Genomic DNA, 25914 nt, shown 5'->3' on the forward strand with positions numbered 1-25914 from the left:
GCATCGGCGGGGCGGTCCGGGGGACCACCCCGCCGAGGGGGAGCAATGCTAGGCGCAGGGCTCCGGCGTGGGCGGGTTCAGCTCCGCGTTGAAGGTGTAGTCGGCACCCTCCGTGTTGCTGGTGATCGCCTCTTCCCAGGCACCGTCCTCGATCATCTTGGTGATGGCCGCGTTGATGTCCTCGCACCGGTCGCTGCCCTTGGGCAGGCCGACCCCGTACTTCTCCTCGGAGAAGGTGTTGCCGACGACCTTGAACTTGCCGGCGTTGGATTCCTGCGCGGCGAGGCCCGCGAGGATGATGTCGTCGGTGGTGACGGCATCGATCTGGCCGCCGCCCATCGCCGTGACGCACTCGGCGTAGCCGGGCTGCTCGACGAGCTGCACGCCGGGGTACTGCTCCTTGATCTTCTCGGCGGACGTCGAGCCCGTGACCGAGCAGAGGTTCTTGCCCTCGAGGTCCTCGGGGCCCGTGATGTCGCTGTCCGTCGGGACGAGGAGGTCCTGGCCGGCGATGAAGTAGGGTCCCGCGAAGTCCACGGTCTCCTTGCGGGTGTCGGTGATCGAGTAGGTCGCGAAGATCATGTCCACCTGGTTGTTGGACAGCAGGTTCTCGCGGTTCGCGGACGGCGCCTCGACGAACTCGATGTTCTCCTCGGACACCCCGAGCTCGCCCGCCACGTACTTCGCGACGTCGACGTCGAAGCCGGAGTAGGAGCCACCCTCGTCGTAGCCGAGGCCGGGCTGGTCGAACTTGATGCCGATCCGGAGGCTCTCGGCGCCGCCGGTCTCGCCGCCGCCCTCGCTCTCGGCGCTGTCGCCGCCGCCACAGGCGGACAGGGTGAGTGCTGCCACGGCAGCCACCGCGGCTGCTGCATATCGGGTCTTTCGCATTGGTTCTCCTTGCGTCGCGGCCTGGACGGCCTCGTGGGTTCTGCTGATGCGGGGGTCAGTGCGAGAGGATCTTGCCGAGGAACTCCTTGGCGCGATCGCTCTGGGGATTCGTGAAGAACTCCTCGGGTGTGGCCTCCTCCATGATCTGGCCGTCGGCCATGAAGATCACGCGGTCGGCCGCACGGCGGGCGAAGCCCATCTCGTGCGTCACGACGATCATGGTCATCCCCTCCCGGGCGAGCGCGACCATCGCGTCGAGGACCTCGTTGATCATCTCCGGGTCGAGCGCCGAGGTGGGTTCGTCGAACAGCATCACCTTGGGCTTCATGGCGAGGGCTCGGGCGATCGCGACGCGCTGCTGCTGTCCGCCGGACAGCTGGGCGGGCAGCTTCTGCGCCTGGTTGTCGACGCCGACGCGCGTCAGCAGGGACATCGCGAGTTCCTTGGCCTCGCCGCCCTTCATGCCCCGGACCTTCATCGGGCCGAGGGTCACGTTCTGGAGGATCGACTTGTGGGCGAAGAGGTTGAAGGACTGGAACACCATGCCGACGTCGGCGCGCAGCTTCGCGAGGGCCTTGCCCTCCGCGGGGAGGACCTTGCCGTCGATGGCGATCTCGCCGTCGTCGATCGTCTCCAGCCGGTTGATGGCGCGGCACAGCGTCGACTTCCCGGAGCCGGACGGACCGATGACCACCACGACCTCGCCGCGTCCGACCTCGAGGTTGATGTCGCGCAGGACGTGGAGGTCCCCGAAGTGCTTGTTCACGTTCCTGAGCGAGACGAGGGGGCTTCCCGAGGACGCGGGCGTAGTCGGTTGCTGTTCACTTGTCATGGGAGAAATGTAGCGAACTATTCCTCCCCAGCCATACAGGGGGAGGGAATGCAGTCAATTGTGATTTAAGTGCAACCGGAGGCCGCTGGTGTGCTGCGACCGGTACCGATGACCCGTGTTGTGGTTAGCCTAGGACAATGTCCTCCTCCCAGCAGTCCCCGGCCGGTGACCACACCGAACCTTCCCCCGCGGCCGCCGCCGCGCAGGCATCGCCCGACGGCGCAGGGGGACGGGCCACGAACGGCACAGCCCGCGCGAACGGGGCGCCGGCGGTCAGGGCGGCGCGGCACAAGGGCCCGGTGGAGCTGCGGCGCGGCCAGGCGGGGGCCCCGCAGTCCGACAGCATGCTGCTGGACTCCGGCCCGGGCGGGGGTTTCACCCGCACCGACCCGTGGCGCGTGCTGCGCATCCAGAGCGAATTCGTCGAGGGGTTCGGCACGCTGGCCGACCTGGGCCCGGCCATCAGCGTCTTCGGATCGGCTCGCACACCGCAGGATTCGTCCTTCTACGCGATCGGCGAGGAGGTGGGCCGGCGCCTCGTGGCGGCCGGGTACGCCGTCATCACCGGGGGAGGCCCGGGCGCCATGGAGGCTGCGAACAAGGGAGCTTCCCAGGCGGGCGGCGTCTCCGTGGGCCTCGGCATCGAGCTGCCCTTCGAGCAGGGCATGAACGAATGGGTGGACCTCGGCATCAACTTCCGGTACTTCTTCGCGCGGAAGACCATGTTCGTCAAGTACGCCAACGGGTTCATCGTGCTGCCGGGAGGCTTCGGCACCCTCGACGAACTGTTCGAGGCGATGACTCTCGTCCAGACCCGCAAGGTCACCTCGTTCCCGATCGTGCTCATCGGCGTCGACTACTGGCGCCCGCTCCTCGACTGGATCGAGGGCACGCTGATCGCCGAGGGCACCATCTCGGAGAAGGACCTCTCGCTGGTGCAGCTCGTCGACACGGCGGAGGAGGCCGTGCGGATCGTCGCGGCCTCCTCGGGGCACCCGCACGCCCCGAGCGCCTCGACCGGACACCGCTGAGAGGCGATTCTGGCACCATTGCGGTGTGACTATCTTCCTGGTGATCCTCGCCGTCCTGCTCGTGGGAGGGACCGCCGTCCTCGCCTCGGGGCGCCCGCTCCCGGCGCCGATCCGACGCAGGGGCACGGACCCGTCCCGGCCGGACGGCCCGGGCCTCGTCGAACCGGTGGCGAGCCTTCCCCCGGTCCTCCTCCCCGAGCGCCCCTCCGCCCCGGACGTCGACGCCGTGCGGTTCGGCCTCGGCCTCCGAGGCTACCGGATGGATCAGGTGGACGAGGTCCTCGACCGGCTCGCCGCCGCCCTCGCGGAGCGGGACGCCGTCATCGGTGAACTGCGCTCGCAGCTCGCCGCGCAGGACGCCCGGTGAGCGGTGCCGTCCCCGGTTCCGACGGCCGCCCGCGGTGCGGCTGGGCGGTCTCCAGTGCCGAGTACGAGCGGTACCACGATCTCGAGTGGGGCCGCCCCGTTCGGGACGAGACCGGACTCTTCGAACGGCTGAGTCTGGAGGCCTTCCAGTCCGGCCTGAGCTGGATCACCATCCTGCGGAAACGGGACGCGTTCCGCCGTGCCTTCGCCGGATTCGTCCCGGAGGCGGTGGCGGCCTTCGACGCTGCCGACGTCGAACGGCTTCTGGCCGACGCCGGCATCGTCCGGAACCGGCAGAAGATCGAGGCCACGATCGCCAACGCCCGGGCCCTCCTCGCACTCCCGGCGGGTGTCACCCTCGGCTCGGTCCTCGGCCGCCACCGTCCCGAGGCCGGCCCTGCCCCCGCCACCCTCGCCGACGTCCCCGCGATCACGGACGGCAGCACGGCGCTGGCCCGGGACCTGCGCCGTCTCGGCTTCCGCTTCGTGGGCCCGACGACGGCGTACGCCATGCTGCAGGCCACGGGATACGTCGACGACCACCTCCGCGACTGCTGGGTGCGCGGCGCCGCGGGCGGCACCGGGAATGCGGAGCCGACCGCGGGCGGCACCGTGAGGGCCCCGTCCGACGACGGCACCAGGTGAGCCGGACGGGGACCGCCGCACCCGGCGGGGCAGTGCCGGGTCCCGGGCTGCGGGTCCACTGGGTCGCGCAGGTCCTGGCGGTCTTCGTCGCGGGTCGCCTCGTGTCCACCGCGATCCTCCTGCTCGCTGCGGCGCGCCAGGGCCCCAGCCCATGGTCGGGCGCCGCCCCCGGGTACGGGACGTTCATCAACTTCTGGGACAGCGGCTGGTACGAGCGCATCTTCACGGAGGGCTATCCGTCCGAGCTGCCGCGGGACGGACTCGGGGCGGTCGGCCACAACCAGTGGGCGTTCTACCCCCTGTATCCGGGGCTCGTGCGCGCCCTGGCCGCGGCGACCGGCCTCGGCTGGGGGGTGCTCGCCCCCGTGGTGGCGGTGGCGGCGGCCGCCGCCGCGTCGCTCGTCATCTACCGTCTGTTCATGCTGCGCACGGAGCACCGGACGGCGCTCGCGGGGGTCGCCGTCGTGTCCTTCGCGCCCGTCGCGGCGGTCCTGCAGGTGCCGTACGCGGAGTCGCTGCACCTGCTGCTGCTGGCCTCGGCGCTGTACCTCGTCTCGGTCCGCCGGTACGGCGCGGCGATGCCCGTCGTCGTGCTCATGGCCCTGGCGCGGCCGGCCGGGGTGCCGTTCGCGATCGCGGTCGGGATCCTGTTCCTCCACGCGCTGTGGACGGCGCGCCGCGGACGCGATCCGCGCGACCGCCGCGAGGCGGGGAGCACGGTCCTGCCGCTGTTCCTGCTCGGCGTGGTGTCCTCCGCCGCGGCGGTCGCCTGGCCGATCATCGCCTGGGCCGCGACGGGTCTGCCCACGGCCTACGTGGAGACGGAGACGGCGTGGCGGGGGGAGCCCCTCGTTCCGTTCCTGCCCTGGTTCGAGGCTCCGGCCGCCGTCGTCGGCCCCGCGGCGGGGGCGCTGGTGGTCGTGGGCCTCGTGGTCGGTGCGCTCGCGGTGTTCCTCGCGCCGTCCGTCCGGGCGGTCGGCCTCGTTCCGGGCGCCTGGTGCGCGGCGTACCTGCTCTACCTCGCGGCCTTCTGGGACCCGCAGTCGAGCACGTGGCGCATCCTGCTGCCGCTGTTCCCCCTCGCGCTCGCCCTGGCGATCCCGCGCGGGGGACGGCTCCTCTGGGTGCTCCTGCCGGTGAGCGTGGTGCTGCAGTTCCTATGGGTGGACTGGCTGTGGGCCTGGACCCCGACCGGACCGGACGGGGATTATCCACCATGACTGTGATCCACGCCGCACCTTAATTAGCAGGTGCAGGACTTGTGCTGAATAATAAAAGTGATGACGTGCACATCGGGGCCCTGTACAGGTCGCCACGGTGGAGCACCGTTTACTGTTGCGCTGCCGCTGATCGCGGTCGCGCCCTGTTGAAAGGGACACCCCCATGGCTGCCATGAAACCGCGTACCGGCGATGGACCGATGGAAGTCACCAAGGAGGGGCGCAGCCTCATCATGCGGGTGCCCATCGACGGCGGCGGTCGCCTCGTCGTCGAACTCAACGCCGACGAGGCCAGCCGTCTGAAGGATTGCCTGCTCGACATCACGAACCAGCTCGCCCGCTAGGTCCAGGGCCGTCAGGCGCGCTGCTTGACCGCCAGAAGGAGTCCGCTACCGGTGGGCAGGAGCGCCGAGACGAGGGCGTCGTTCTCGCGGACCATCCGGCCCACCTGGCGCAGGGTGTTGGTGGACTGCTCGCGGACGGCCGGCTCCGCTACCCGGTCCTGGTCCAGCGCGTCGTTGACGATCATGATGCCGCCGTCCTTCAGGAGGCGCGTGGCCTGCTCCACGTAGGTGGGGAGTCCCGGCTTGTCGGCGTCGATGAAGACGAGGTCGTAGGCCGCGTCGGTGAGGCGCGGGAGTACGTCCGCGGCGCGGCCGGAGATGGTCCGGGTGCGGTTCGAGGGGATGCCTGCTTCCGCGTAGGCCTCGCGTGCGGCGCGGAGGTGGTCCACGTCGGAGTCGATGGTCGTCAGGACCGCGTTCCGGCCCAGTCCACGCAGCAGGCAGACGCCGGAGACGCCCGCGCCGGCGCCGACCTCGACCGCCGTCGTCGCCTTGGAGGCGGCCGCGAGCACGGTCAGTGCCGCCCCGACGGCCGGCGTCACCGGGCTCACCCCGAGTTCGTGGGACCGGTCGCGCGCCCGGAGCAGGGTGTCGTCCTCCTCGGGGAGCCCTTCGGTGTAGGACCAGCTGCTGTGTTTGTCGGCGGCCATGGACATCCATTCTGTGAGCGCGGGAGATGCGGGGGAGAGGGCGTCGGCATGCAGGGGCCCCGCCCCAACACTACTGTGCGGCGTGGGCGCTCTTCCATGCGGGTGCGGGCGGGCCCGTGCACCGCTCCCTGCCAGCCGTTTCCCAGCTTCGTGGGAAAGACTTTTCTCTCGGGGCATCCGGCGCGAGCACAGTCTCGAATCCCTGACACCACCGTCCGAGCCTCGCGGCGACCGGCGGATCAGGTCGGAAATCGAGGCGAAGAGGGGAACATGATGTCCAGTGTGAAGGCGGCCCGGGCAGCCGGGGAGGCAGTCCCGGCAGCGGACGGGCCGGTCCTCGACGAGCACGGCAACCCCTGGGTGGCGCCGTCGTGGGAGGAGGTCGTCACGACCTACTCGCCCAAGGTCTACCGGCTGGCCTACCGGCTCACGGGGAACAGGTTCGACGCCGAGGACCTCACCCAGGAGGTCTTCGTCAGGGTCTTCCGGTCGCTCGCGAACTTCAAGCCGGGCACCCTCGACGGCTGGCTGCACCGCATCACCACGAACCTCTTCCTCGACCAGGCGCGCCGCAAGACCCGCATCCGCTTCGACGGGCTGACGGAGGAGGCGGAGAGCCGCCTGCCCAGCAAGCACCCCGGCCCCGAGCGCAGCTTCGAGTTCAACAACCTCGACATCGACGTGCAGGCCGCCCTGGAGGAGCTGCCGCCGGACTTCCGCGCGGCCGTGGTGCTCTGCGACCTCGAGGGCCTCGCGTACGACGAGGTGTCACGGGTGCTCGGCGTCAAGCTCGGTACCGTACGCTCGCGCATCCACCGGGGCCGGACGATGCTGCGGGAGAAGCTCGCGCACCGGGACCCCCGCACGGCCGGCAGGAGCGGCGCCGCGATCGGTGTCCCGCGGATCGCCGGCCTGGGCTGAGGGCCGTGCTCCATCGCCAGCGCTTCCTCCAGGATCTCGTGGACGGTGAGTTGTCGGATCGACGGCGCATCGCCGTGGAGCGGCACGTCGCGCGCTGCCCGTCCTGCGCCGTCGCCCTGGAGCGGCTCCGCAGCCTCAAGAGCGCGCTGCTGGGGCTCAGCCGTCCGCAGCCGCATCCCGACTTCCAGCGCAGGCTGCTCTCACCCGGACGCGACAGCCCGCCCGCGCCACGCGGCTTCCCTTCCGGCTCCAGCGCGGCGCCGGTACCCGACGACCACCGCCACGGGGCCCTTCGACGACGACACACGGTGGTCGTCGCCGCCGGCGGCTCCGCCGTCGTGGCCGCCGCCATCCTCGCCTCCGCCTACGTGGTGGGCTCGGAGGCCCGCCCGGTGGCGGCAGGTTCGGCGGCGGAGGCGATGAACGGGACGGCAGCACTGCGGTCGGGGTGGGACTCCGTCGCACCCCGGACGCCCACCCACCTCGACGCGGACCAGCTCGAGACGCTGCGGGCGGGCGGCTGGTTCTGCCCCGAACTCGAGGCGCTCGGCTTCACGTTGCGGAGCGCGGAGGGCATCACCGTGGGCGGCAGGCCCACCCTCGAACTCGTCCTCGAGAACGACGGCGACACGGTGACCGTCTACGAGCAGCGCAAGGTCGGCGGCGCCGGCCCGGGGACCGTTCAGCCTCCGCTCAATGCCGCGACCGGCAACACCGTGACGTCGGACGGTTTCGAGCACATCGGCGGTGCGGCCCGGGACGTCTGGGTCCGTGCCGGAGCACCGTGGCAGGCGGTGCTCGATTCGCCGTCGGTCACATACACCGTGGTCTCCGACCTCCCTCCGGCCGCCATGCCGCAGACCCTCAGCCAGCTCGTGACCACCGAGCACGCCCAGCTCTCGCTCGCCCCGCGGGGGCAGGAGGACTCGATGGTGGAGCGCATCGTCCGGGGCCTGTCGATGATCACCCACCCGCAGGACGACGCCGGATAGGTCCGGTCCCGGACGGGAAGGTAGTCTTTTCACGTGTTGGGAATCAACGGTCTCGAGCTCGTGGTCCTGGCGCTGATCGCCGTGATGGTGCTCGGCCCGGAGCGGCTGCCGGAGTACGCCGCCCAGCTCGCCCGGCTCGTGAAGGGGCTGCGCCGCATGGCGACGGGCGCCCGAGAGCAGCTCCGCGAGGAGGTGGGCCCGGAGCTCGACGAGATGGACTGGCGGAAGCTCGACCCACGCCAGTACGACCCCCGCCGCATCATCAAGGAAGCGCTGCTCGACGACGTCGAGGACGTCTTCAAGCCCGTCAGCGGGGGCGCGCCCACGCCCGCTCCGCCCGGCGTGGCCCGACCCGCCCTCTCCGTGCCGGTGGGCCCCCGGCTCCCGACGGGGCAGCCGGCACCCTTCGACCGCGAGGCGACCTAGGACGCTCCACCCCCGCCGTCGTCGGGCGTCAGTGGACGCTGACCGGAAGTTTCAGGCCGGCCAGGCCGCGGGGCCGCCGGGCGAGGGCGGTGGCGATGGACTCGAGTTCCGCGGCGGCCGCCGACGCGCCGCCCTGCAGCACGAGCGGGTTGCCGGCGTCGCCGCCCTCGCGGAGGGCCACGTCGAGCGGGATGCTGCCGAGCAGCGGGACCTCGGCCCCGAGCGTCGTCGACAGCCGGGCTGCGACGGCGCTGCCACCACCGGCACCGAACAGTTCGAGGCGGGTGCCGTCGGGGAGCTCGAGCCAGGACATGTTCTCGATGACGCCCGCGACGCCCTGCCCGGTCTGGGCGGCCATGGCGCCCGCGCGCTCGGCGACGTCCGCGGCAGCGCTCTGCGGCGTGGTGACGACCAGCAGTTCGGAGGCGGGGAGCAGCTGGGCGACGGAGATCGCGATATCGCCGGTACCCGGGGGCAGATCGAGGAACAGGGCGTCGAGGTCGCCGAAGTAGACGTCCGTGAGGAACTGCTCGAGGGCGCGGTGCAGCATGGGGCCGCGCCAGGAGATGGGCTGGTTGCCCTCCACGAACATGCCGATCGAGATCACCCTCACGCCGTGGGCGACCGGCGGCAGGATGAGTTCGTCGACCCGCGTGGGCTGCTGCGTGATGCCCATGAGGGCGGGGACGGAGAAGCCGTAGACGTCGGCATCCACGATGCCCACGCGGAGCCCCTGTGCGGCCATGGCGACGGCGAGGTTCACCGTGACGCTCGACTTGCCCACGCCGCCCTTGCCGCTCGCCACGGCGTAGACCCGCGTCAGCGAGTCCGGCGCGTTGAAGGGGATGCCGCGTCGGCCGCCGGCGCCCTTCAACTGCTCCTTCAGCGCGTCGCGCTGCTCCTGGTTCATGACCCCGAGGTCCACCGAGACGCCGTCCACGCCGTCGACGGCGGAGAGCGCCGCCTCGGCGTCGTGCGTGATGGTCTCGCGCAGCGGGCATCCGGCGATGGTCAGCAGGACACGGATCCGCACGGTCCGTTCCACGATCTCCACGGACTCGAGCATGCCGAGCTCCGTGATCGGGCGGCGCAGTTCGGGATCGAGAACCGTGGCCAGGGCCGCACGCACGGACTCCTCGGAGGGCAGGTCGCGCGTCACCGGGACTGCTTCCTCCCGGCGGCCTGGACCTTCGGCAGCGCGACGGTGTTCTCGGACGGCTTCCGCGGCTTCCGCTTCTGCAGCGTGAGTTCCTGCCCGTCCGTCGTCTCCAGCAGTTCCTCGAGGACCGAGCGGAGCTCGGAGCGCACGTAGTCGCGGGTGGCGACCTCGCGCAGCGCGATCCGCAGTTCGGCGATCTCCCGCGTCAGGTACTCGGTGTCCGAGAGGTTCCGTTCGGCCCGCTGGCGGTCCTGTCGCAGGGAGACCCGGTCGCGGTCGTCCTGCCGGTTCTGCGCGAGCAGCAGCAGGGGCGCTGCGTAGGAGGCCTGCAGGGACAGCATCAGCGTGAGCGCGGTGAACCCGAGCGCCGCACTGTCGAAGCGGACGTTCTCCGGCGCGAAGCTGTTCCAGACGAGCCAGATGATGCAGAACACCGTCATGTACAGCAGGAACTGGGGGGTGCCCATGAAGCGGGCGAAGCTCTCGGTCGCACTCCCGAAGCGGTCCGGGTTGGGCCGTGGCCTCAGCAGGAAGCGCTTCCGGACCACCCGGGGCGTGTCCAGTCCCTGCGACGTCGACCTGATCCTCTCAGCCACGGCGATCGCCTCCATTTCGTCCGGGCGCGTCGTCCTGCGCCCGCCAGTCGTCGGGCAGCAGGTGGTCCAGCACGTCGTCCACCGTGACGGCGCCGACGAGGCGGCCCTCCGTGTTGACGACGGGCAACGAGTTCAGGTTGTAGGTCGCGAGGATACGCGACACCTCGCTGACGTTCGACTGGTCGCCGATCGCCTCGAGGTCGGTGTCGATGATGTTGCCGAGCGGTTCCGGCGGCGCGTAGCGCAGCAGCTGCTGGATGTGCACGACTCCCAGGTAGCGGCCGGTAGGTGTCTCGAGCGGCGGACGGCAGACGAAGATCGAGGACGCCAGCGCGGGGGTGAGTTCCTCGCGCCGCACATGGGCGAGTGCCTCCGCGACGGTCGCCTCCGGCGGGAGGATCACGGGCACGGTGGTCATGAGGGACCCCGCGGTGTCCTCCTCGTACTCGAGCAGGCGGCGCACGTCCTCGGCGTCGTCGGGCTCCATGAGCTGGAGCAGCTCCTCCTTCTGCGCCTCGGGGAGCTCGTTGAGGAGGTCCGCGGCGTCGTCGGGGTCCATCTCCTCCAGGACGTCCGCGGCCCGCTCGCGCGTCAGGGACGTCAGGATCTGGACCTGGTCGTCGTCGGGCAGTTCCTGCAGCACGTCGGCGAGGCGGTCGTCCTGCAGCTCGCCGGCCACCTCGATGCGCCGCTTGTCGTTCATCTCGTGCAGGGCATCCGCGAAGTCGGCGGCCTTGAGGTCCTCGTGCTGCGCGACGAACTGGGTGGCACCCTGCGGTTCGTCCGTGGTGCCGTGGAAGGCGTCGAGCCAGTCGATGATGAGGCGTTCCCCGCCGCGGCGCAGGCCGCGCAGGGGCGAGGCGACGTCGCGGCGCACGAACAGTTGCGACACGTGCCAGTCGCCCGCCCGGTTGCGTTCCATCGCGACGTCCTCGACGACGGCGTTCCCGCTGCCGTCGCGCAGGGTCAGGCGGCGGTCGAAGAGCTCGGCGACCATGAGCATCTCCGCGCCGCGCTGCTCGAAGCGGCGCAGGTTGACGAGGCCCGTGCAGATGATCTGCGACGGATCCATGGAGGTGATGCGCGTCATGGGCACGAAGACGCGCTTCTTGCCCGGGACCTCCACGACGAGGCCGATGACCTGCGGCGGTTTGGTGGGGCCGCGGTCCAGCACGACGGCGTCCCGCAGGCGACCGAGGCGGTCCCCGAGCGGGTCGAAGACATCGAGGCCCAGGAGGCGGGCGACGAAGACGCGGGTCGAGTTGGTAGTCACCTCTCTAGGCTATCGGGCACGGCATGGCAGGACGGCATCGGAGACGCCCGGAGCGACGAGCGTCCAGCGACCGCTCAGCGGATCGGCAGTTCTCTTTCGGCGATATGCCTCCCATCAGCGGGGACGGTGGGCCAGAATGGGGAGCATGTCGACACCACCTCTTGGATCCACCGCCTCCCGCGACCTCGGCCGCGTCCTGCCCACCGGGGAGACGATCGGCCGGTACACCAGTTACCTCGACGCCCAGAAGGCCGTCGACTACCTCGCGGACCACAAGTTCGCCGTCCAGCGGGTGGCGATCCTCGGCAACGACCTGAAGACCGTGGAGCGGGTCACGGGACGCCTCAGCTATCCCCGCGTCGCGCTCGGCAGTGCGGCGACCGGCGCCTGGTTCGGCCTGTTCGTGGGACTGATCCTCAGCCTGTTCGCGGGGAGCGAGTCCGGGGTCACGATCACCTCGTCGATCATCCTCGGCGCCATCTTCTGGCTGCTCTTCGGTGTCATCACCTACGCGTTCCAGCGGGGCAAGCGCGACTTCACCTCCACGAGCCAGGTCATCGCGGCGAGCTACGACGTGATCGTGGAACCGGAACTGGCGGGGGAGGCCCGCAGGCTCCTCCAGCAGCTGCCCATGAACGGTCAGGCGCAGCACCCCGGGGCCAACCCATCCGCCTGGGGGCAGGCGCCGGGCCAGCAGCCGCCGCAGCGCCCCGCCTCGTGGAACGACCCCTACGCGGACCAGCAGCAGGCGCAGCAGCCCGGGACGGAGGAGGACCAGACCGCGGGCCTCGGCACCACCGGTCCCCGGCGGGGACAGTTCCCCGACCTCCCGGACGGACGCCCGCAGTACGGCGTCCGCGTGGAGGGCCAGGGCACCGGCGAAGCCCCGCCGACGGGGCAGGGCGACAGCACGCCCACCGGTGAGCGCCGGCCGGGCGACGACGGCGGGTACGGCTCGAGCGCAGCCGGCGGGCAGCGCTCGTAGCCCCAGGGGACTGGCGGCCCGACCGGCCGCACCTGCGGCGCGCGAGGAAGGAGAAGGCAGGGACCCGACCGGGTCCCTGCCTTCTCCTTCCGGCCGGCCTCCGGGCTACTCGCCCGTGCTGCCCCAGATGCCGCTCATCCAGTCCTCGACGTCCTCGGGTGTACGCGGCAGGGCCGCACTGAGGTTGACCGGCCCGTCGGCCGTCATCAGGATGTCGTCCTCGATACGCACGCCGATCCCGCGGTACTCCTCGGGGACCGCGAGGTCCTCGGCCTTGAAGTAGAGGCCCGGTTCGATGGTGAACACCATGCCCTCGGTGAGCACCCCGTCCAGGTAGAGATCGCGCTTGGCCTGCGCGCAGTCGTGGACGTCCATGCCGAGGTGGTGGCTGGTGCCGTGCGGCATCCACCGCCGGTGGTGCTGTCCCTCCGGTGCCAGGGCCTCCTCGAGCGGAACGGGCAGGAGTCCCCACGCGTCGAGGTTCTCGGCGAGGACCGTGATCGCGGCGAGGTGGATCTCCCGGAACTTCCGGCCCGGCTGGGCGGCCGCGAAACCGGCGTCGGCGGCGTCGAGCACCGCCTGGTAGATCCGGCGCTGCACGTCCGTGTACCGCCCGTTCACCGGCAGGGTGCGGGTGATGTCGGCGGTGTAGAGGCTCTCGGCCTCGACCCCGGCGTCCAGCAGGAGCAGATCGCCGGCCCTGACGTGGCCCGTGTTGCGGATCCAGTGCAGTGTGGTGGCGTTGTTGCCGGAGGCGGCGATGGTGTCGTACCCGAGGTCGTTGCCCTCCTCACGGGCGCGCGTGAAGAACGCGCCTTCAACGACGCGCTCCCCCCGCGGATGCGTCATGGCGCGGGGGAGCGTCCGGACCACCTCGTGGAACCCCTCGACGGTCGCGGCCACCGCCGCCTCCATCTGCTCGATCTCCCAGGTGTCCTTCACGAGCCGCAGTTCGGAGAGCACCTCGGCGAGGACGGCGTCGAGGGCGTCGGCCTTCTCGAGGTCCACCCCCGTGTTGATCCGCGAGGTGTCCACGAGTGCATCGGCGTTGAGGTCCACCTCGCGGAGCAGGCGGATGCCGACGCCGCCGATCTCGACCACGCCGGCGTCCTTCGTGATGGCGACCTCGAGCCCGGCCAGGTCGGCGGTCCTGAGCGCGAGCTGGGCCTCGATCTGCGCCATGGAGAGGCGCTGGCCGATCCAGAACTCGCCATAGCGGGCGTTGGCGTAGAACTCGTCGCTGTCGCGTCCGGCGAGCTCGCGGAAGTACAGCGTGGCGACGTGGTTGCCGCCGTCGTCGCCGGTGCCCTGCTCCACCGGCTCGAGGACGAGCACGGCGTCGGGCTCGTGGTCGAGACCGAGGCCGGTCAGGTGGGCGAACCCGGAGTGCGGGCGGTAGCGGTAGTCCGTGTCGTTCGAACGCACCTTGAAGGGGCCTGCGGGGACGACGATGCGCTCGCCGGGGAAGCGGTCGGAGACGGCGTGGCGGCGGCGCGCCGCGTGCGCGGCGACGGGCGATGCGGCGGGGAGATCCTCGGAGGCAGGTGCCCAACTGCTCGCCATGAAGGCCTTGAACGCCTCCGAGTCGGGTCGCTGGGACCGGTTGTCGTTCCGGTCCGAGAGCGGCTGGCCCTCGGGGGAGTCGGTGGGATTCAGGGCTGGGGATGCGGTGTCGTCAGAGCTCACTCCGTCATCCTCCCACCGTGGCCGCGCCGCAGGAAAGTCCGGCGCCCCGCGCCCGGGATCCTCGCCCGGGCGCCGTGCCTCGGCACCCCGGGGATCGACGACGCGCACATCGCGGCGGCTGCCGTCCCCCGCCCTGCCCGCCGACCGGTCCCGCCGGTGAGGACCACCGGCTCCGGCGCGTAGATTGGTGCGGTGAGAATCGATCTGCACACGCACTCCAACGTCTCGGACGGCACCGAGGACCCCGAGGTCCTCATCGCGTCGGCTGCCGCGGCTGGCCTCGACGCCGTCGCGCTGACCGACCACGACTCGACGGCCGGCTGGGACCGCGCGCTGGCCGCCGCCGTCGCCCTCGGCATCACCTTCGTCCCCGGCATGGAGGTGTCCTGCCAGACCGACACCGGCATCAGCGTGCACGTGCTCTCCTACCTGCACGACCCGCTGCACCCCGGGCTGCTCGCCGAGATCGAGAAGTCGCGGACGGCGCGCCTGACGCGGGCGCACCGCATGGTCGACCTGATGGCGCAGGACTTCCCGATCACCTGGGAGCTGGTGGAGGAGCATCTGACGGAGGGTGCCACCGTGGGGCGCCCGCACATCGCGGATGCGCTGATCGCGCTGGGCATCGTCACCACGCGATCCGAGGCCTTCGACCGCATCCTGACCGCGCGCTCGCCCTACTGGGTCAGCCATTACGCACCGCATCCCGCCCACGCCGTCGCGCTCATCCGCGAGGCCGGCGGTGTCCCCGTCTTCGCCCATCCCTCGGCGTTCACCCGTGGAGCCGTAGCGGGGGGAGCGGTCCTCGACGAGATGATCGACGCCGGCCTGCTGGGCCTCGAGGTGGAGCACCGGGACAACCCGGAGAGCGCGCGCGTGAAGCTGCGGCAGATCGCGCGGGATCGCGGGCTCCTCATGACGGGCTCGAGCGACTATCACGGCCTCGGGAAGCCGAACCTGCTCGGCGAGAACACCACGACGGCAGAGACGTTCGACGCCATCCAGGCCCTCGCCACGGGCACCCGCGTCGGCTGAGCGCCGGGGTCGGTGGCCCGTCCCCGATCCCTGAGACGCCGTCGTCCGATCCACGCGTGCAGACCCTGAACCACCCGGATCATCGACGGTTCCTAGCCCGGTGTCGGCCTCAAGCCACCTCATAATGTCGGTGGTGGTTGGGAGAATTCGGTATGGACAGCAGCCGGAATGCTCCTCCCGTCACCGCCGGTATCGGTGGTGCTTCGGGGGTTGCCGGGGTGCGGGAGTTGGTCGACGCCCTGGCCTCCCTCCCGCTGAGTGCGGACGGCGCCGAGCTGATCGATGAGGTGCGGGTCCTAGAGGAGTTGAAGTCGGCGATCGCGGGCCGGCAGGCGAGGGCCGCGGTCGCGTTCGACCTCGCCCAGCGCCAATCCCAGGCCGCCGCCGGTGTCCCTGCCGGGGAGCAGGGTCAGGGGGTGGGTGCGCAGCTCGCCCTGGCCCGGCGGGAGTCCCCGGCCCGCGGGAGCCGGCTCCTGGGGCTGGCGCGGGCGCTGGTCGCGGAGATGCCCCACACCCTCGCCGCCCTGGACACGGGACGGTTGAATGAGTGGCGGGCGACGCTGCTGGTGCGCGAGACCGCCTGCCTGTCGGCGGCGGATCGGTGCGCGGTCGACGAGGACCTGGCAGCCGATACGGGCGCGTTCGAGGGCGCCGGGGACCGGCATCTGGTGGCTGCGGCGCGAGCGGCGGCGTACCGGCGTGACCCCCGCTCAGTGACCCAGCGGGCGAGCCACGCTGCGAAGGACCGGCATGTGAGTCTGCGCCCGGCCCCGGACACCATGACGTACCTGACAGCCCTCCTCCCGGTCGCCCAGGGCGTCGCCGTCCACGCGGAGCTGACCCGCCACGCCGACACCCAACGGGCGGCAGGGGACCCGCGGAGCCGCGGCCAGCTGATGGCCGACGCCCTCGTCGAGCGGACCACGGGCACACCGGGTGGGTTCTCCCGGGTCGAGGTGCAACTGATCATGACCGACCGCACCCTGTTCCAGGGCGACAGCGAACCGGCACGGCTGCCCGGGTACGGGATCGTTCCCGCCGGCTGGGCCCGCGACCTCCTCACCGGCGAGAAGCCTTCGACGAACGCCGCGGATCAGCGCGGGCAGGCGTCCGGGTCATCAGCAGATCCGGCGGCCACCCACGCGTTCCAGGTCTGGCTCCGGCGCCTGTACACCGCACCCGGTACCGGGGACCTGATCGCCGCCGACTCCCGGGCCCGGCTGTTCACGCCCGGGCAGCGCCGCTTCCTCCAGGCCCGCGATGACCTGTGCCGGACCCCGTACTGCGACGCCCCGATCCGGCACTACGACCACATCATCCCCTGGCGCACCAACGGACCCACGAGCCTCGCCAACGGTGCAGGACTCTGCGAAGCCTGCAACCACACCAAAGAACTCGAAGACTGGACCGCACGAACATACGCGAAGGTCGGGGAACGGCACACCCTCACCATCAGCACGCCCACCGGCCACACCTACTCCTCCACCGCACCACCCCTCCCCAGCAGGACGCACCACGGCACCGACGACCCGAGTGTCCGCCGACACCGCGCAACCGATCGCCGCAGGATGAAAGCGCTACGCCGCGCGCGGCAGGATAGACGGACGGAACCGCTCCTCTGCTGACGCAGCCCTCCATGAGGGGCGGCATGGGGCGGCGCGGTGGCCCCGACGCCTCTGGACCAGAGGCGTCAGGTCCAGGGTGCGAGGCGCGCACGCATGACGTCGACGGCCTGCGGGTTGCTGTCCACGCACACGAAGCGACGGCCGAGCTTCCCGGCGACGGCACCGAGCGTTCCGGACCCCGCGAAGAAGTCCAACACCCAGTCGCCCTCGCGGCTGCTCGCCGCCACTGCACGGCGCAACAGGCCCTCCGGCTTCTGGGTGGGATAGCCCGTCTTCTCGCGGCCCGTGGGAGACACGATGGTGTGCCACCAGACATCCGTCGGCAGCTTGCCGAGGGCAGCCTTCTCGGCCGTGACGAGCCCCGGCGCCATGTACGGTTCACGGTCCACCTCGGCACTGTCGAAGTGGTAGCCGGACGGATTCTTCACGTACACGAGGATGTTGTCGTGTTTCGCGGGCCACCGGCGCTTCGCCCGGGCGCCGTAATCGTAGGCCCAGATGATCTCGTTCAGGAAGCACTCCCGCCCGAACAGGGCATCCAGCATGACCTTCGCGTAGTGCACCTCGCGGTAGTCGAGGTGCACGTAGAGGGTGCCGTCGTCGGCGAGGAGCCGCCAGGCCTCGGCGAGGCGCGGCGCCAGGAAGTCCCAGTAGTCCTCGAACGCGTCGTCGTAGCTCGAGAGCACGCCCTTGACCGTCGAGTAGGACATGCCCTTGAACCCCACGCGGTCTCCGGACCCTTCCACCGCGCGCACCATGGTGGTCTGCTGACGGCGCTGCGCCCGGCCGGTGTTGAACGGGGGGTCCACGTAGATCATCGCGAAGGCGGCGTCCGGAAGGACGGCGAGGTACTCCGCGTTGTCCGCGTGCACCACCAGATTGGCGCCGTCCGGGCTCCAGACGGGAGCCTCGGACGGCGCAGGGAGCTCGGTCACCGAGCGCTAGTCCTCTGTGCCGCCGGCAGGATTGGCGACGACCTCGCCGTTGCGGCGCCGGGTCCGGCTCCGACGCGGGCGGTCACCGGACGGTGCCTCGCCCTCGCCTGCCCGACGACGGCGGCCCTCTGTGGTGCCGCCGGCCGATTCCGTGCCGGCCGGAGCGCCCTGGGCCGCCGGTACGTCCGCGTCCCGGTTCCTGCTGCCGCCGCGTCCGCGGCCGCGCGTGCTGCGTGAGCCCTCGCCTGATCCTTGGCCCGCATCGCCGTCGCGGCGCTGCCCGCCGCGTCCGCCGGACTGCGACCGGCCGCGTCCTCCGTCGCGTCCGCCGTCGGACCGTGCGTCCGGACGCCCTCCGCCGCGCTTGCCGGTTTCACCGAGGTCCTCGAGGACCTCCGCGTTGATACCGGCGAGCTTGCGGTCCTTGCGGGGCAACCGTCCCTTGGTGCCCTCGGGGATGTCGAGCTCCGTGTACAGGTGCGGCGACGAGGAGTAGGTCTCCACGGGCTCGGGGGCGTTCAGGCCGAGGGCCTTGTTGATGAGCCCCCAGCGCGGGACGTCGTCCCAGTCCACGAACGTGACCGCGGTTCCCTTCTTCCCGGCGCGGCCCGTGCGGCCGACGCGGTGCAGGTAGGCCTTCTCGTCCTCGGGGCACTGGTAGTTGATGACGTGGGTGATGTCCTCGACGTCGATGCCGCGTGCGGCGACCTCGGTGGCGACCAGGACGTCGATCTTGTCGCCGCGGAAGGCACGCAGCGCCTGCTCGCGGGCACCCTGGCCGAGGTCCCCGTGGATGGCGCCGGCCGCGAAGCCGCGGTCGATGAGTTCCTCGGAGAGTTTCGCGGCGGTGCGCTTGGTCTTGCAGAAGATGATCGTGCGTCCGCGCTGGCGGGACTGCAGGATCCGGGCGACGACCTCGGCCTTGTCCAGGTTGTGGGCGCGGTAGATGACCTGCCGGATGTCCTTCTTGGTGATGCCCTCGTCCTCGGGATCCGCGGCCCGGATGTGCGTGGGCTGCGTCATGTAGCGGCGGGCCATCGCGATGACGGGGCCGGGCATGGTCGCGGAGAACAGGAGCGTCTGGCGCACCGCGGGAGTGGCGGCGATGAGCGTCTCGACGTCGGGGAGGAAGCCGAGGTCCAGCATCTCGTCGGCCTCGTCCAGCACCACGATCTTCACGTTCTTGAGGACGAGCAGCTTCTGCTTGTACAGGTCGATCAGGCGGCCGGGCGTGCCGACGACGATCTCGACGCCCTTCTTGATGGCCTCGATCTGGGGCTCGTACGCGCGTCCGCCGTAGATGGTGACGATGCGCGCGTTGCGCTTCTTCGCCGCCGTCGTCAGGTCGCTCGCCACCTGGACCGCGAGCTCGCGGGTCGGCACGACGACGAGCGCCTGCGGAGCGCCGGGCACGGGGAGCCGGTCGTAACCCTCGTCCTCCGGGCCGACGACCCGCTGGATGGCGGGGATGCCGAATCCGAGGGTCTTGCCCGTGCCGGTCTTCGCCTGGCCGATGATGTCGTGGCCGCCGAGGGCGATCGAAAGGGTCATCGCCTGGATGGGGAAGGGATGGGTGATGCCGGCGTCGGCGAGGGACTCGACGATGTCGGGACGGACGTTGAAGTCCGCGAAGGTCTCCGCCACGGGCGCATGCGGCTCAGCCGTGGTGACGAGCGTCTCCTCGACGTCGATGGCGTCCGGGGAGTTGTCCGCGACGAGGTGGTGGCTGTCCGTCGCTGTGGTGCCGGCGCCGGTGTTCGTATCGTGGTCTGTGTTCTGCACGTTCTACCGTTCATTCAGGCCGTGCGGCCGCTGAGGCTCGACGCCTTGAACGGGATTCATCCGGGGCGGAGCGTATCGGCGGGCGCAGGGCGTCCAGTGGAAGCCGATCGCGGGCTTGCGACTGCGTGCGGGCGGGGAGTGGACCTGCGCCTGCGGGGTAACTCGGGATCGAGTAGGTATTGCGGGTTATCGAGGGATAACGACCGGGCATCCATTACTACACAGCAAGACTACCCTGCCCGCCCCGTGCGCGGCGTCACCGCGCGCTGCGCGCGGGCGCGTCCGTCGGCTTCACCTCGAAGCGGAGGCGGCGGCGCGCGATGTCGGCCTCCAGCAGGACCACCGTGACGCGTTCCCCGGCCACCAGTTCGCCGTAGCACGTCGCCTCGAGTGCGGGCTCGGTGACCTGCACGGTCCCGGACAGGCGGGGCGCCTGCTTGCCGGGGGCGTCCTCGATCGCCGGCGGTGAGCCCTGCAGGACGACGGCGGAGAACGCCTCGCCGATGCGGTTGCTCAGCAGGGCGGCCTGCACCGCGTCCATGGCTCCCGCGTCCAGGCGGGACGCCGTCTGGTTGGAGGAGGCCATGAGTGCATTGAGCTCCGGCAGCGCGGTCCGCACCCAGGCGGGCACCGGACTGCCGGTGCACAGCGACTCGCAGGTCACGAGCACGAAGCGGTCCACGAGCCGCCGCAGGGGAGCGGTGGCATGCGCATACGGCGCGGCGATGGCCGACTGCACGACGGCGTCCGGTACCTCGCCGTCGAACGCCGTGTACCCTGCGCCGCGGAAGAGCGACGCGGCGGCGTGCATGAGGGCGAGCTGCCGGGGGACGGCGACGTCGAGCGTGCGGAGGAAGGCTCCGTAGGGCATGTCCGCGGGCCAGGGATGCTCGAGCGCCTCGGACTGGCGCCGGAACTTGCCGAGGGCGCCCTCGTCGGGCTCCGGCATGGTCCGCAGGATGCCGATGCCGCCGTCGATCATCATGCGCGCCGCGGCCATGCCCGTCATGAGGGAGATCTGCGCGTTCCAGTCCTCGCACGGCAGGGCCGGTTCCGTGATGATGCCGTAGCTCCCGCCCGCGTAGATGATCTCCTGGCGGGGCAGGTTGAGGCTCGCCCCTCCACGATCGAGTTCCTGCCGGATCCGGAGCAGCCCGATGTCCCGCAGCAGCGTGAGCTGCTCGTCGGCGGTACCGGCGTCGATCTCCGCCTGCACCTGCGCGTAGGTGAGCTGGCGGCGGCTGCGGACTGTGGCCCTGCGGACAGTGGCGTTCTCCACCTCTGCGGCGGCGTCCAGCAGGAAGTGCCAGACGTAGGCCGGGCGGTCGCGGTCGGGCAGCAGGCTCGCCGCGTCCTCCGAGATGACCTCGGGGTGGAGCGAGATCCGGCCGTCCGGTGCGTACAGGGTCTGCCCCCGGAGCCGGGCCTCGGCGTCGACGGCCCCGCCCGCTCCCACGAAGAGCGGGACGTCCGCGATGGCGTACCAGACCTCGTACCCCGCGTCCCCCCGACCACGGCGCGCGAAGTGCACGGCCTGGTCGAGGTCGGTGGAGCCGGGCGGGTCGATGGTCAGGAAGGGCAGTGCCCGGAGGTCGGCGGCCGGCAGGGCGTGCGCGGCGACCGAGGCGTCGGCCTCCCGCAGGACGTCCTCGGGGAACTGCTCGCGGATGCCGAGCTCCTCGCGGAGGGACCGCAGCGACTCCGTGAGGCGCTGATGGGACTCCCGGTCCCTGAGGTCCATATGCTGTGCGGGCACAGGCAATACGGTAATGCACGCCACCGACTTCGGGCAGGGGTGTGCCACGGATGTGCGCGCCGTCGGGACCCTCGCGCGCAACGGCACGGGTTGCCCGGGATCGGGAAGTGCGTACTCTTAGCAGAATGACTAACGGCTACCCCCACCGCACGGCCGTCCCCGCCACCGGGCGGAAGCACCCCGCCCCGGCGACGGGAACCGCGGCCCCGCCGACGACGGCTGCCGGGGCGGATCCGGCCACCGGCGGCCCGTCCGTCACGCCGGCCAGTGCGGCCGACGACGCCCTCACGAACCCCCGTTACGCGCGGTTCGTCACCGACCTGCTCGGCGTCATCGCGTACGGCGAGCTGTCCGGCTTCGAGCGGTTGTCCTCGGACGCACGGTTCTCGCCGAGCCTCGCCGACCGCGCGAGCCTGGGGCGCCTCGCCGTCCAGGAGTTCGAACACTTCGAACTGGTGGGCCGGTTCGTCGGCGAGCTCGGCGTGACCATCGAGGAGGCGATGGCACCCTTCCAGGCGTCGATCGACGCCTTCCACGAACGCACCCGCCCGGGCGACTGGTACGAGTCGCTCATGAAGGCGTACGTCATCGACGCCTTCTCCGGAGACTTCTACCGTTCACTGGCCGACACCCTCGATCCGCGGACGCGTGAGCTCATCAGCACCATCGACTCCGGCGACGGGGCCACCCACCTGCAGCGCCGCCTCAGGGAGGCGCTCGCCGACGACCCCCGCCTGGCCTCGCGTCTCGCCCTGTGGGGACGCCGGCTCGTGGGCGAGGCACTGACCCAGGCGCAGCGCGTGGGGATCGAACGCGAGTACCTGGCAGGGCTCCTGTTCGCCGACGAGGCGGATCACACGCAGCACGCGACGGCGCTCTTCTCCCAGCTCACCCGGAACCATTCGCGGCGCATGAGCGCACTCGGCCTCACCGCTTAGTCCCCGACCGCCGCGCGGACGTCCCGGAACGCCGGAAGACCCGCAGCCGAGGCTGCGGGTCTTCCGGTGACCGGTCCCGCTGCTCGCCGGCCGTCGTCCATCAGCGGGCCTGCGTCAGAGCGCACCGAACCCGACGCGGCGGGTCTCCTCGGCGCCGATCTCGACGTAGCCGAGGACACCCGTCGGGACGATCACGAGGCGGCCCTTGGAATCCTTGAGCCGCAGCTCCGTCCCGGACATTGCCTGCCCGACGAGCTCGGCGATGGCGTCCGCACTCTCGGAGGATTCGAGGATGATCTCCCGGTTGACGTTCTGGATACCGATCTTGACTTCCACGGCGCGTGCCTCCTGTTGTGTGAGCCTGTTGCTGCTTCGAAACCTACTCTAGATCTCCTTGGGGAAACGGCTGATTCCGCGCCAAGCTAAACGGTAGATCAGCTCCGCTGCGGCATCGATATCGAGGCTGCCGTCGGTCTCCAGCCAGTAGCGCGCGCTGATCTGGGCCATGCCGGCCAGGCCCCGGCCCAGGAGGGTCGCCTCCACCATCGACAACTGGGTGTCACCGGCGATGACCCCGGCGATCGCGCCCGCGAAGTGGGCGTTGAAGGCCTCCAGGCGGCTGCTGACATCGGGCTCGTTGCTGATGTCGGACTCGAAGACCAGCCGGTGGGCCTTGCTGTCCTGGGCGATGAACTGGAAGTAGGCGCGCATGGTCGCGCGCACGCGCAACTTGTTGTCGTCGGTGGAGCGCAGGGCGTCGACGAGCAGCTGCGTCAGTTCGGCGAGGTGGCTGTCCAGCAGCGCGAGGTAAAGGTCACGCTTGCCGGGGAAGTGCTGGTACAGGACCGGCTTGCTCACCCTGGCGGCCACGGCGATGTCGTCCATGGCGGCCCCGTGGTACCCGTTGCCGACGAAGACCTCCTGGGCGGCCGCCAGGAGCTGGCGGCGGCGCTCGTCCCGCGGCAGCCGGACGGCCTTTCCTGCGGCGGTCGGTTCAACACTCACGGGGGCGGTCCTTGGTTCGACGGTCGGGGGAGGGGGTCGGTCCAGTTTACCCACGGCGACTGGCCCGGCCGTGCGGGCGCGGAATACCCTTGGGCATGACCGTTTCCCCTCCGTCCGCGCATGCTTCCTGGAACCTGCCGGAGGACCTGCCGCCGCTGGTCGAGGCCGTCGGGAGCCTGACCCGGGAGGAGACGCTGCGCTACTCGCGGCACCTGATCATCCCCGGCTTCGGCACCGACGCGCAGTTGCGGTTGAAGAACGCCCGCGTCCTCGTGATCGGGGCCGGCGGACTGGGCTCGCCCGCCCTCCTGTACCTGGCGGCCGCGGGCGTCGGAACGCTGGGCATCGTGGACGACGACGTCGTCGACCTCTCCAACCTGCAGCGCCAGGTCATTCACGGCGTCCCGGACCTAGGCCGCCCGAAGGCCGAATCGGCGCGCGACAGCATCCTGGCCCTGAACCCGCTGGTCGACGTGGTGCTGCACGAGGAGAGGCTCGACCGCTCCAACGCCCTCGACCTCTTCTCCGGGTACGACCTGATCGTCGACGGCACCGACAACTTCGCCACGCGCTACCTCGTCAACGATGCCGCCGCCATCCTCGGCAAGCCCTACGTCTGGGGGTCCATCCTGCGGTTCGACGGTCAGGTCAGCGTCTTCTGGCAGGACCGCGGCCCCACCTACCGCGACCTGTACCCCGACGCCCCGCCGCCCGGCTCCGTGCCCTCGTGCGCGGAGGGCGGCGTGCTCGGCGTCCTGTGCGCGCAGATCGGGTCCGTGATGGTGAACGAGGCCATCAAGCTCATCACCGGCATCGGCAGGCCCCTCCTGGGGCGGGTGCTGGTGTTCGACGCCCTGGACATGAGCTGGCGGGAAGTGCGCGTGCGGCCGGATCCCACGGCCCCGCGCGTCACCGAGCTGATCGACTACGAGCAGTTCTGCGGACTGCCGTCCATCGCCGCGGACGGTGAAGCCGAGGTGCCCACCGTCTCCGTCGGGGAACTCGCCGAGCTCCTCGCCGCGCGATCGGCGGGCTCGGCCGATTTCGACCTGCTGGACGTCCGGAACCCGGAGGAGTACGCGATCGTGAGTATCGACGGCGCGGTGCTGGTCCCGACGCCCCTGATCCTCGACGGTACCGCCGCCGTGGACGCGACGAGGACGGTCTATGTGCACTGCAAGTCCGGGGTCCGCTCCGCCGACGTCGTGCGCCACCTCCGCGGCCGGGGCCATCGGGACGTCTGGTCGGTGGACGGCGGCATCGTCGAATGGGTGCGGACCGTAGAACCGCAGAAGATGACCTACTAGGATCCGCCGGGACCGAGGCCCGGGCGGTGCTCCGACGCCCGGCCGGGGGTCAGGCGCTCTGGGCGGGCCGCTCGTGGTTCACGGGGCACGCGGCACCGTCGGGGTGCCCATGGCCCGCGTGGGGGGCAGCGGCGGGCGTCCCGGTGGCCGGGGCGGCGGGAGCGGCCGACGGCGCAGGCAGCACGTCGATGCCATACAGGGCCTCGAGCGCCGCGGTGTAGTCGTCCTGGCGGCCCTCGGCGGCGAGTTCGCGTGCCCGCACCGTGGGGACGTGCAGGAGCTGACGGACCATGCGACGGAGGGCGAACTCGACCTCCTCCGCGGCGGCGGTGCACCCGTGCTGGGCGCGGACGCGCTCCATCTCCGCGTCGAGGACGGTCTGGGTGTGCTGGCGGAGGGCGACGATGGCCGCGTTCATGGCCCGTGTCGCCTGCTGCTCCTCGAAGGAGCGTGCGGCCTCGCGCACGAGATCGCCGGCCCGCGACAGCGCGTCGGCCTGTTCCTCGGGGGCCGCCGCGCGGACGGACTCGAGGGTGATGAGCTCGACGGCGTCGAGGTTCGCGACGGCGGGGTCGAAGTCGTGGCTCAGGGCGAGGTCGATGATGACGAGCGGGCGGTCGCAGGCCTCGCGGACGCGTTCGATGTCGGCGGCGTCGATGCGGGCGTCGCTGCCGCTGCAGCCGATGACGACGTCCGCCTGCCGCATCGCCTCCGGCAGGCGTGCTGCGGTCAGGGCGGTTCCCCCGCGGCTGGCGACGAACGCCTCGGCCCGTCCGGAGGAGGAGAAGACGGAGATGTCGGTGCATCCCTTGTCCTTGAGAGCCGCCATCGTGGCCCCTGCGTAGGCGCCCGTCCCGAACAGCACCACGCTCTTGGTGGACCAGTCGGGATCCTCGGAGATGTCGCCGGCCAGTTCGATGGCCACGGAGACGATGGACCGGCCCCGGCTCCCCAGTGCCGTCTGCGCTCCGACGTCCTTCGCGGTGCGGGAGGCGGCCTGGAAGAGGCGGACGAGACCGCCGCTGGCGGCACCCGAGCCCTGGGCCTCGATGAGTGCCCGCCGGACCTGGCCGGCGATCTCCCGTTCGCCGATGACGGCGGAGTCGAGGCCGGCGCCGACGGCGAAGAGGTGTTCGGCCACGTCCTGGCCGGTGTGGGTCTCGAAGGACGAGGACACGGACTGCTCGGGGATGCCCGAGTACTCGCTGATGGTCGCGACGATGGCGGAGCGGGCGGCTTCGACGTCCTCCTCGGACGGGGCCTCGGCGTAGATCTCGAAGCGGTTGCAGGTCGCGAGGACCACGGCGCCTGCGACGGAGCGGTCCGCAGCGAGCGCGGCGGAAGGGACCTGGGGCGCCCCGACGCTCAGTCGGGCAACGGTTTCCAGGTCCACATTCGAATGTGTCGCGACAAGTGAAAGAAGTACCACAGCGCTCCGATCATATCGAGGACAGGGCCCATCTACGGAATAGGCAAGGCTTACCCGCGGATTGCTTTCCGCGGATTCCCGCGGGA

Annotated in this window: 26 protein-coding genes; 13 read left to right on the forward strand and 13 right to left on the reverse strand. The window is 71.1% G+C overall.

Going from position 1 to position 25914, the window contains the following annotated elements:
* Positions 1 to 48: 48 nt before the first annotated feature.
* Together ACSGDB_RS06100 and ACSGDB_RS06105 are read right to left on the reverse strand one after the other, a co-directional pair.
* Positions 49 to 891 (reverse strand): glutamate ABC transporter substrate-binding protein, encoded by an 843-nt coding sequence (locus tag ACSGDB_RS06100; protein ID WP_434993586.1) that lies wholly within the window; start codon positions 889 to 891, stop codon positions 49 to 51.
* 55 nt (positions 892 to 946) lie between these two features.
* Complete coding sequence (locus ACSGDB_RS06105) at positions 947 to 1723, reverse strand: amino acid ABC transporter ATP-binding protein (RefSeq protein WP_434993587.1); 777 nt, start codon at positions 1721 to 1723, stop codon at positions 947 to 949.
* A 137-nt stretch (positions 1724 to 1860) separates the two neighbouring features.
* On the opposite strand from ACSGDB_RS06105, the gene ACSGDB_RS06110 reads away from it, so the two are divergent.
* The 5 genes from ACSGDB_RS06110 to ACSGDB_RS06130 all read left to right on the forward strand — a co-directional run bounded on the left by ACSGDB_RS06110 (position 1861) and on the right by ACSGDB_RS06130 (position 5328).
* Positions 1861 to 2754 carry a TIGR00730 family Rossman fold protein gene (locus tag ACSGDB_RS06110; protein ID WP_434993588.1) on the forward strand — a complete coding sequence of 298 codons (894 nt, stop codon included), beginning with the start codon at positions 1861 to 1863 and terminating at the stop codon, positions 2752 to 2754.
* Between the two features lie 25 nt (positions 2755 to 2779).
* The gene (locus tag ACSGDB_RS06115; protein WP_434993589.1) at positions 2780 to 3121 is read left to right on the forward strand and encodes a DivIVA domain-containing protein; all 342 of its coding nucleotides are present in this window, start codon (positions 2780 to 2782) and stop codon (positions 3119 to 3121) included.
* Positions 3118 to 3765: a DNA-3-methyladenine glycosylase I gene (locus ACSGDB_RS06120; RefSeq protein WP_434993590.1), complete on the forward strand. Its 648-nt coding sequence runs from the start codon at positions 3118 to 3120 to the stop codon at positions 3763 to 3765. The genes ACSGDB_RS06115 and ACSGDB_RS06120 overlap by 4 nt, the downstream gene beginning before the upstream one ends.
* A complete protein-coding gene (locus ACSGDB_RS06125) occupies positions 3762 to 4985 on the forward strand; it encodes a hypothetical protein (protein ID WP_434993591.1) in 1224 nt (407 codons plus the stop codon). Before ACSGDB_RS06120 ends, ACSGDB_RS06125 begins: the two co-directional genes overlap by 4 nt.
* A 163-nt stretch (positions 4986 to 5148) precedes the next feature.
* On the forward strand, positions 5149 to 5328 hold the full coding sequence (locus ACSGDB_RS06130) for a DUF3117 domain-containing protein (protein WP_434993592.1): 180 nt from the start codon (positions 5149 to 5151) through the stop codon (positions 5326 to 5328).
* Between the two features lie 11 nt (positions 5329 to 5339).
* Here ACSGDB_RS06130 and ACSGDB_RS06135 read toward each other — a convergent pair whose 3' ends face one another.
* Positions 5340 to 5978 carry an O-methyltransferase gene (locus ACSGDB_RS06135; protein WP_434993594.1) on the reverse strand — a complete coding sequence of 213 codons (639 nt, stop codon included), beginning with the start codon at positions 5976 to 5978 and terminating at the stop codon, positions 5340 to 5342.
* 270 nt (positions 5979 to 6248) lie between these two features.
* Here ACSGDB_RS06135 and sigE point away from each other — a divergent pair, with 270 nt between their 5' ends.
* The 3 genes from sigE to ACSGDB_RS06150 are packed head-to-tail and all read left to right on the forward strand — an operon-like array spanning position 6249 to position 8317.
* Positions 6249 to 6899, forward strand: a complete 651-nt coding sequence (gene sigE, locus ACSGDB_RS06140; RefSeq protein ID WP_434993595.1) for an RNA polymerase sigma factor SigE — start codon at positions 6249 to 6251, stop codon at positions 6897 to 6899.
* 5 nt (positions 6900 to 6904) lie between these two features.
* The gene (locus ACSGDB_RS06145) at positions 6905 to 7891 is read left to right on the forward strand and encodes an anti-sigma factor family protein (protein ID WP_434993596.1); all 987 of its coding nucleotides are present in this window, start codon (positions 6905 to 6907) and stop codon (positions 7889 to 7891) included.
* A 33-nt stretch (positions 7892 to 7924) separates the two neighbouring features.
* Complete coding sequence (locus tag ACSGDB_RS06150; protein WP_434993597.1) at positions 7925 to 8317, forward strand: Sec-independent protein translocase TatB; 393 nt, start codon at positions 7925 to 7927, stop codon at positions 8315 to 8317.
* A gap of 28 nt (positions 8318 to 8345) precedes the next feature.
* Here ACSGDB_RS06150 and ACSGDB_RS06155 read toward each other — a convergent pair whose 3' ends face one another.
* The 3 genes from ACSGDB_RS06155 to ACSGDB_RS06165 are packed head-to-tail and all read right to left on the reverse strand — an operon-like array spanning position 8346 to position 11345.
* Positions 8346 to 9476, reverse strand: a complete 1131-nt coding sequence (locus ACSGDB_RS06155) for an Mrp/NBP35 family ATP-binding protein (RefSeq protein ID WP_434993599.1) — start codon at positions 9474 to 9476, stop codon at positions 8346 to 8348.
* The gene (locus ACSGDB_RS06160) at positions 9473 to 10072 is read right to left on the reverse strand and encodes a DUF1003 domain-containing protein (protein WP_434993600.1); all 600 of its coding nucleotides are present in this window, start codon (positions 10070 to 10072) and stop codon (positions 9473 to 9475) included. Before ACSGDB_RS06160 ends, ACSGDB_RS06155 begins: the two co-directional genes overlap by 4 nt.
* Positions 10065 to 11345, reverse strand: coding sequence for a magnesium transporter MgtE N-terminal domain-containing protein (locus ACSGDB_RS06165; protein ID WP_434993601.1), 1281 nt, complete (start codon positions 11343 to 11345; stop codon positions 10065 to 10067). The genes ACSGDB_RS06160 and ACSGDB_RS06165 overlap by 8 nt, the downstream gene beginning before the upstream one ends.
* Positions 11346 to 11490: 145 nt before the next feature.
* Between ACSGDB_RS06165 and ACSGDB_RS06170 the strand changes: the two genes are divergently transcribed.
* Positions 11491 to 12330 carry a general stress protein gene (locus ACSGDB_RS06170; protein ID WP_434993602.1) on the forward strand — a complete coding sequence of 280 codons (840 nt, stop codon included), beginning with the start codon at positions 11491 to 11493 and terminating at the stop codon, positions 12328 to 12330.
* Positions 12331 to 12435: 105 nt separating this feature from the next.
* Here the strand turns inward: ACSGDB_RS06170 and ACSGDB_RS06175 are convergent, their stop codons facing one another.
* Positions 12436 to 14016 carry an aminopeptidase P family protein gene (locus tag ACSGDB_RS06175; protein ID WP_434993603.1) on the reverse strand — a complete coding sequence of 527 codons (1581 nt, stop codon included), beginning with the start codon at positions 14014 to 14016 and terminating at the stop codon, positions 12436 to 12438.
* Between the two features lie 192 nt (positions 14017 to 14208).
* On the opposite strand from ACSGDB_RS06175, the gene ACSGDB_RS06180 reads away from it, so the two are divergent.
* Positions 14209 to 15051 carry a PHP domain-containing protein gene (locus tag ACSGDB_RS06180; protein ID WP_434993605.1) on the forward strand — a complete coding sequence of 281 codons (843 nt, stop codon included), beginning with the start codon at positions 14209 to 14211 and terminating at the stop codon, positions 15049 to 15051.
* A gap of 152 nt (positions 15052 to 15203) precedes the next feature.
* Positions 15204 to 16676, forward strand: coding sequence for an HNH endonuclease (locus ACSGDB_RS06185; RefSeq protein WP_434993606.1), 1473 nt, complete (start codon positions 15204 to 15206; stop codon positions 16674 to 16676).
* A gap of 65 nt (positions 16677 to 16741) precedes the next feature.
* Here the strand turns inward: ACSGDB_RS06185 and ACSGDB_RS06190 are convergent, their stop codons facing one another.
* The 3 genes from ACSGDB_RS06190 to ACSGDB_RS06200 form a co-directional block, all read right to left on the reverse strand.
* On the reverse strand, positions 16742 to 17611 hold the full coding sequence (locus tag ACSGDB_RS06190; protein ID WP_434993608.1) for a DNA-methyltransferase: 870 nt from the start codon (positions 17609 to 17611) through the stop codon (positions 16742 to 16744).
* A 6-nt stretch (positions 17612 to 17617) separates the two neighbouring features.
* Positions 17618 to 19303 (reverse strand): DEAD/DEAH box helicase, encoded by a 1686-nt coding sequence (locus ACSGDB_RS06195; RefSeq protein WP_434993730.1) that lies wholly within the window; start codon positions 19301 to 19303, stop codon positions 17618 to 17620.
* A gap of 346 nt (positions 19304 to 19649) precedes the next feature.
* Positions 19650 to 21149 (reverse strand): RNB domain-containing ribonuclease, encoded by a 1500-nt coding sequence (locus ACSGDB_RS06200; protein WP_434993609.1) that lies wholly within the window; start codon positions 21147 to 21149, stop codon positions 19650 to 19652.
* A gap of 125 nt (positions 21150 to 21274) precedes the next feature.
* Here ACSGDB_RS06200 and ACSGDB_RS06205 point away from each other — a divergent pair, with 125 nt between their 5' ends.
* Complete coding sequence (locus ACSGDB_RS06205) at positions 21275 to 22087, forward strand: ferritin-like fold-containing protein (protein WP_434993610.1); 813 nt, start codon at positions 21275 to 21277, stop codon at positions 22085 to 22087.
* A gap of 114 nt (positions 22088 to 22201) precedes the next feature.
* Here ACSGDB_RS06205 and ACSGDB_RS06210 read toward each other — a convergent pair whose 3' ends face one another.
* Both ACSGDB_RS06210 and ACSGDB_RS06215 read right to left on the reverse strand, forming a co-directional pair.
* Positions 22202 to 22423 carry a DUF3107 domain-containing protein gene (locus tag ACSGDB_RS06210; protein ID WP_434993612.1) on the reverse strand — a complete coding sequence of 74 codons (222 nt, stop codon included), beginning with the start codon at positions 22421 to 22423 and terminating at the stop codon, positions 22202 to 22204.
* A gap of 48 nt (positions 22424 to 22471) precedes the next feature.
* Positions 22472 to 23092: a TetR/AcrR family transcriptional regulator gene (locus tag ACSGDB_RS06215; protein ID WP_434993613.1), complete on the reverse strand. Its 621-nt coding sequence runs from the start codon at positions 23090 to 23092 to the stop codon at positions 22472 to 22474.
* A 95-nt stretch (positions 23093 to 23187) separates the two neighbouring features.
* Between ACSGDB_RS06215 and moeB the strand changes: the two genes are divergently transcribed.
* Positions 23188 to 24399, forward strand: a complete 1212-nt coding sequence (moeB, locus tag ACSGDB_RS06220) for a molybdopterin-synthase adenylyltransferase MoeB (protein WP_434993614.1) — start codon at positions 23188 to 23190, stop codon at positions 24397 to 24399.
* Between the two features lie 49 nt (positions 24400 to 24448).
* Here moeB and ACSGDB_RS06225 read toward each other — a convergent pair whose 3' ends face one another.
* Positions 24449 to 25828, reverse strand: coding sequence for a glutamyl-tRNA reductase (locus tag ACSGDB_RS06225; protein WP_434993615.1), 1380 nt, complete (start codon positions 25826 to 25828; stop codon positions 24449 to 24451).
* Positions 25829 to 25914: the final 86 nt, after the last annotated feature.

Origin of the sequence: Arthrobacter sp. Ld5, from assembly GCF_051172775.1 — a bacterium.
GTDB lineage: Bacteria > Actinomycetota > Actinomycetes > Actinomycetales > Micrococcaceae > Arthrobacter_D.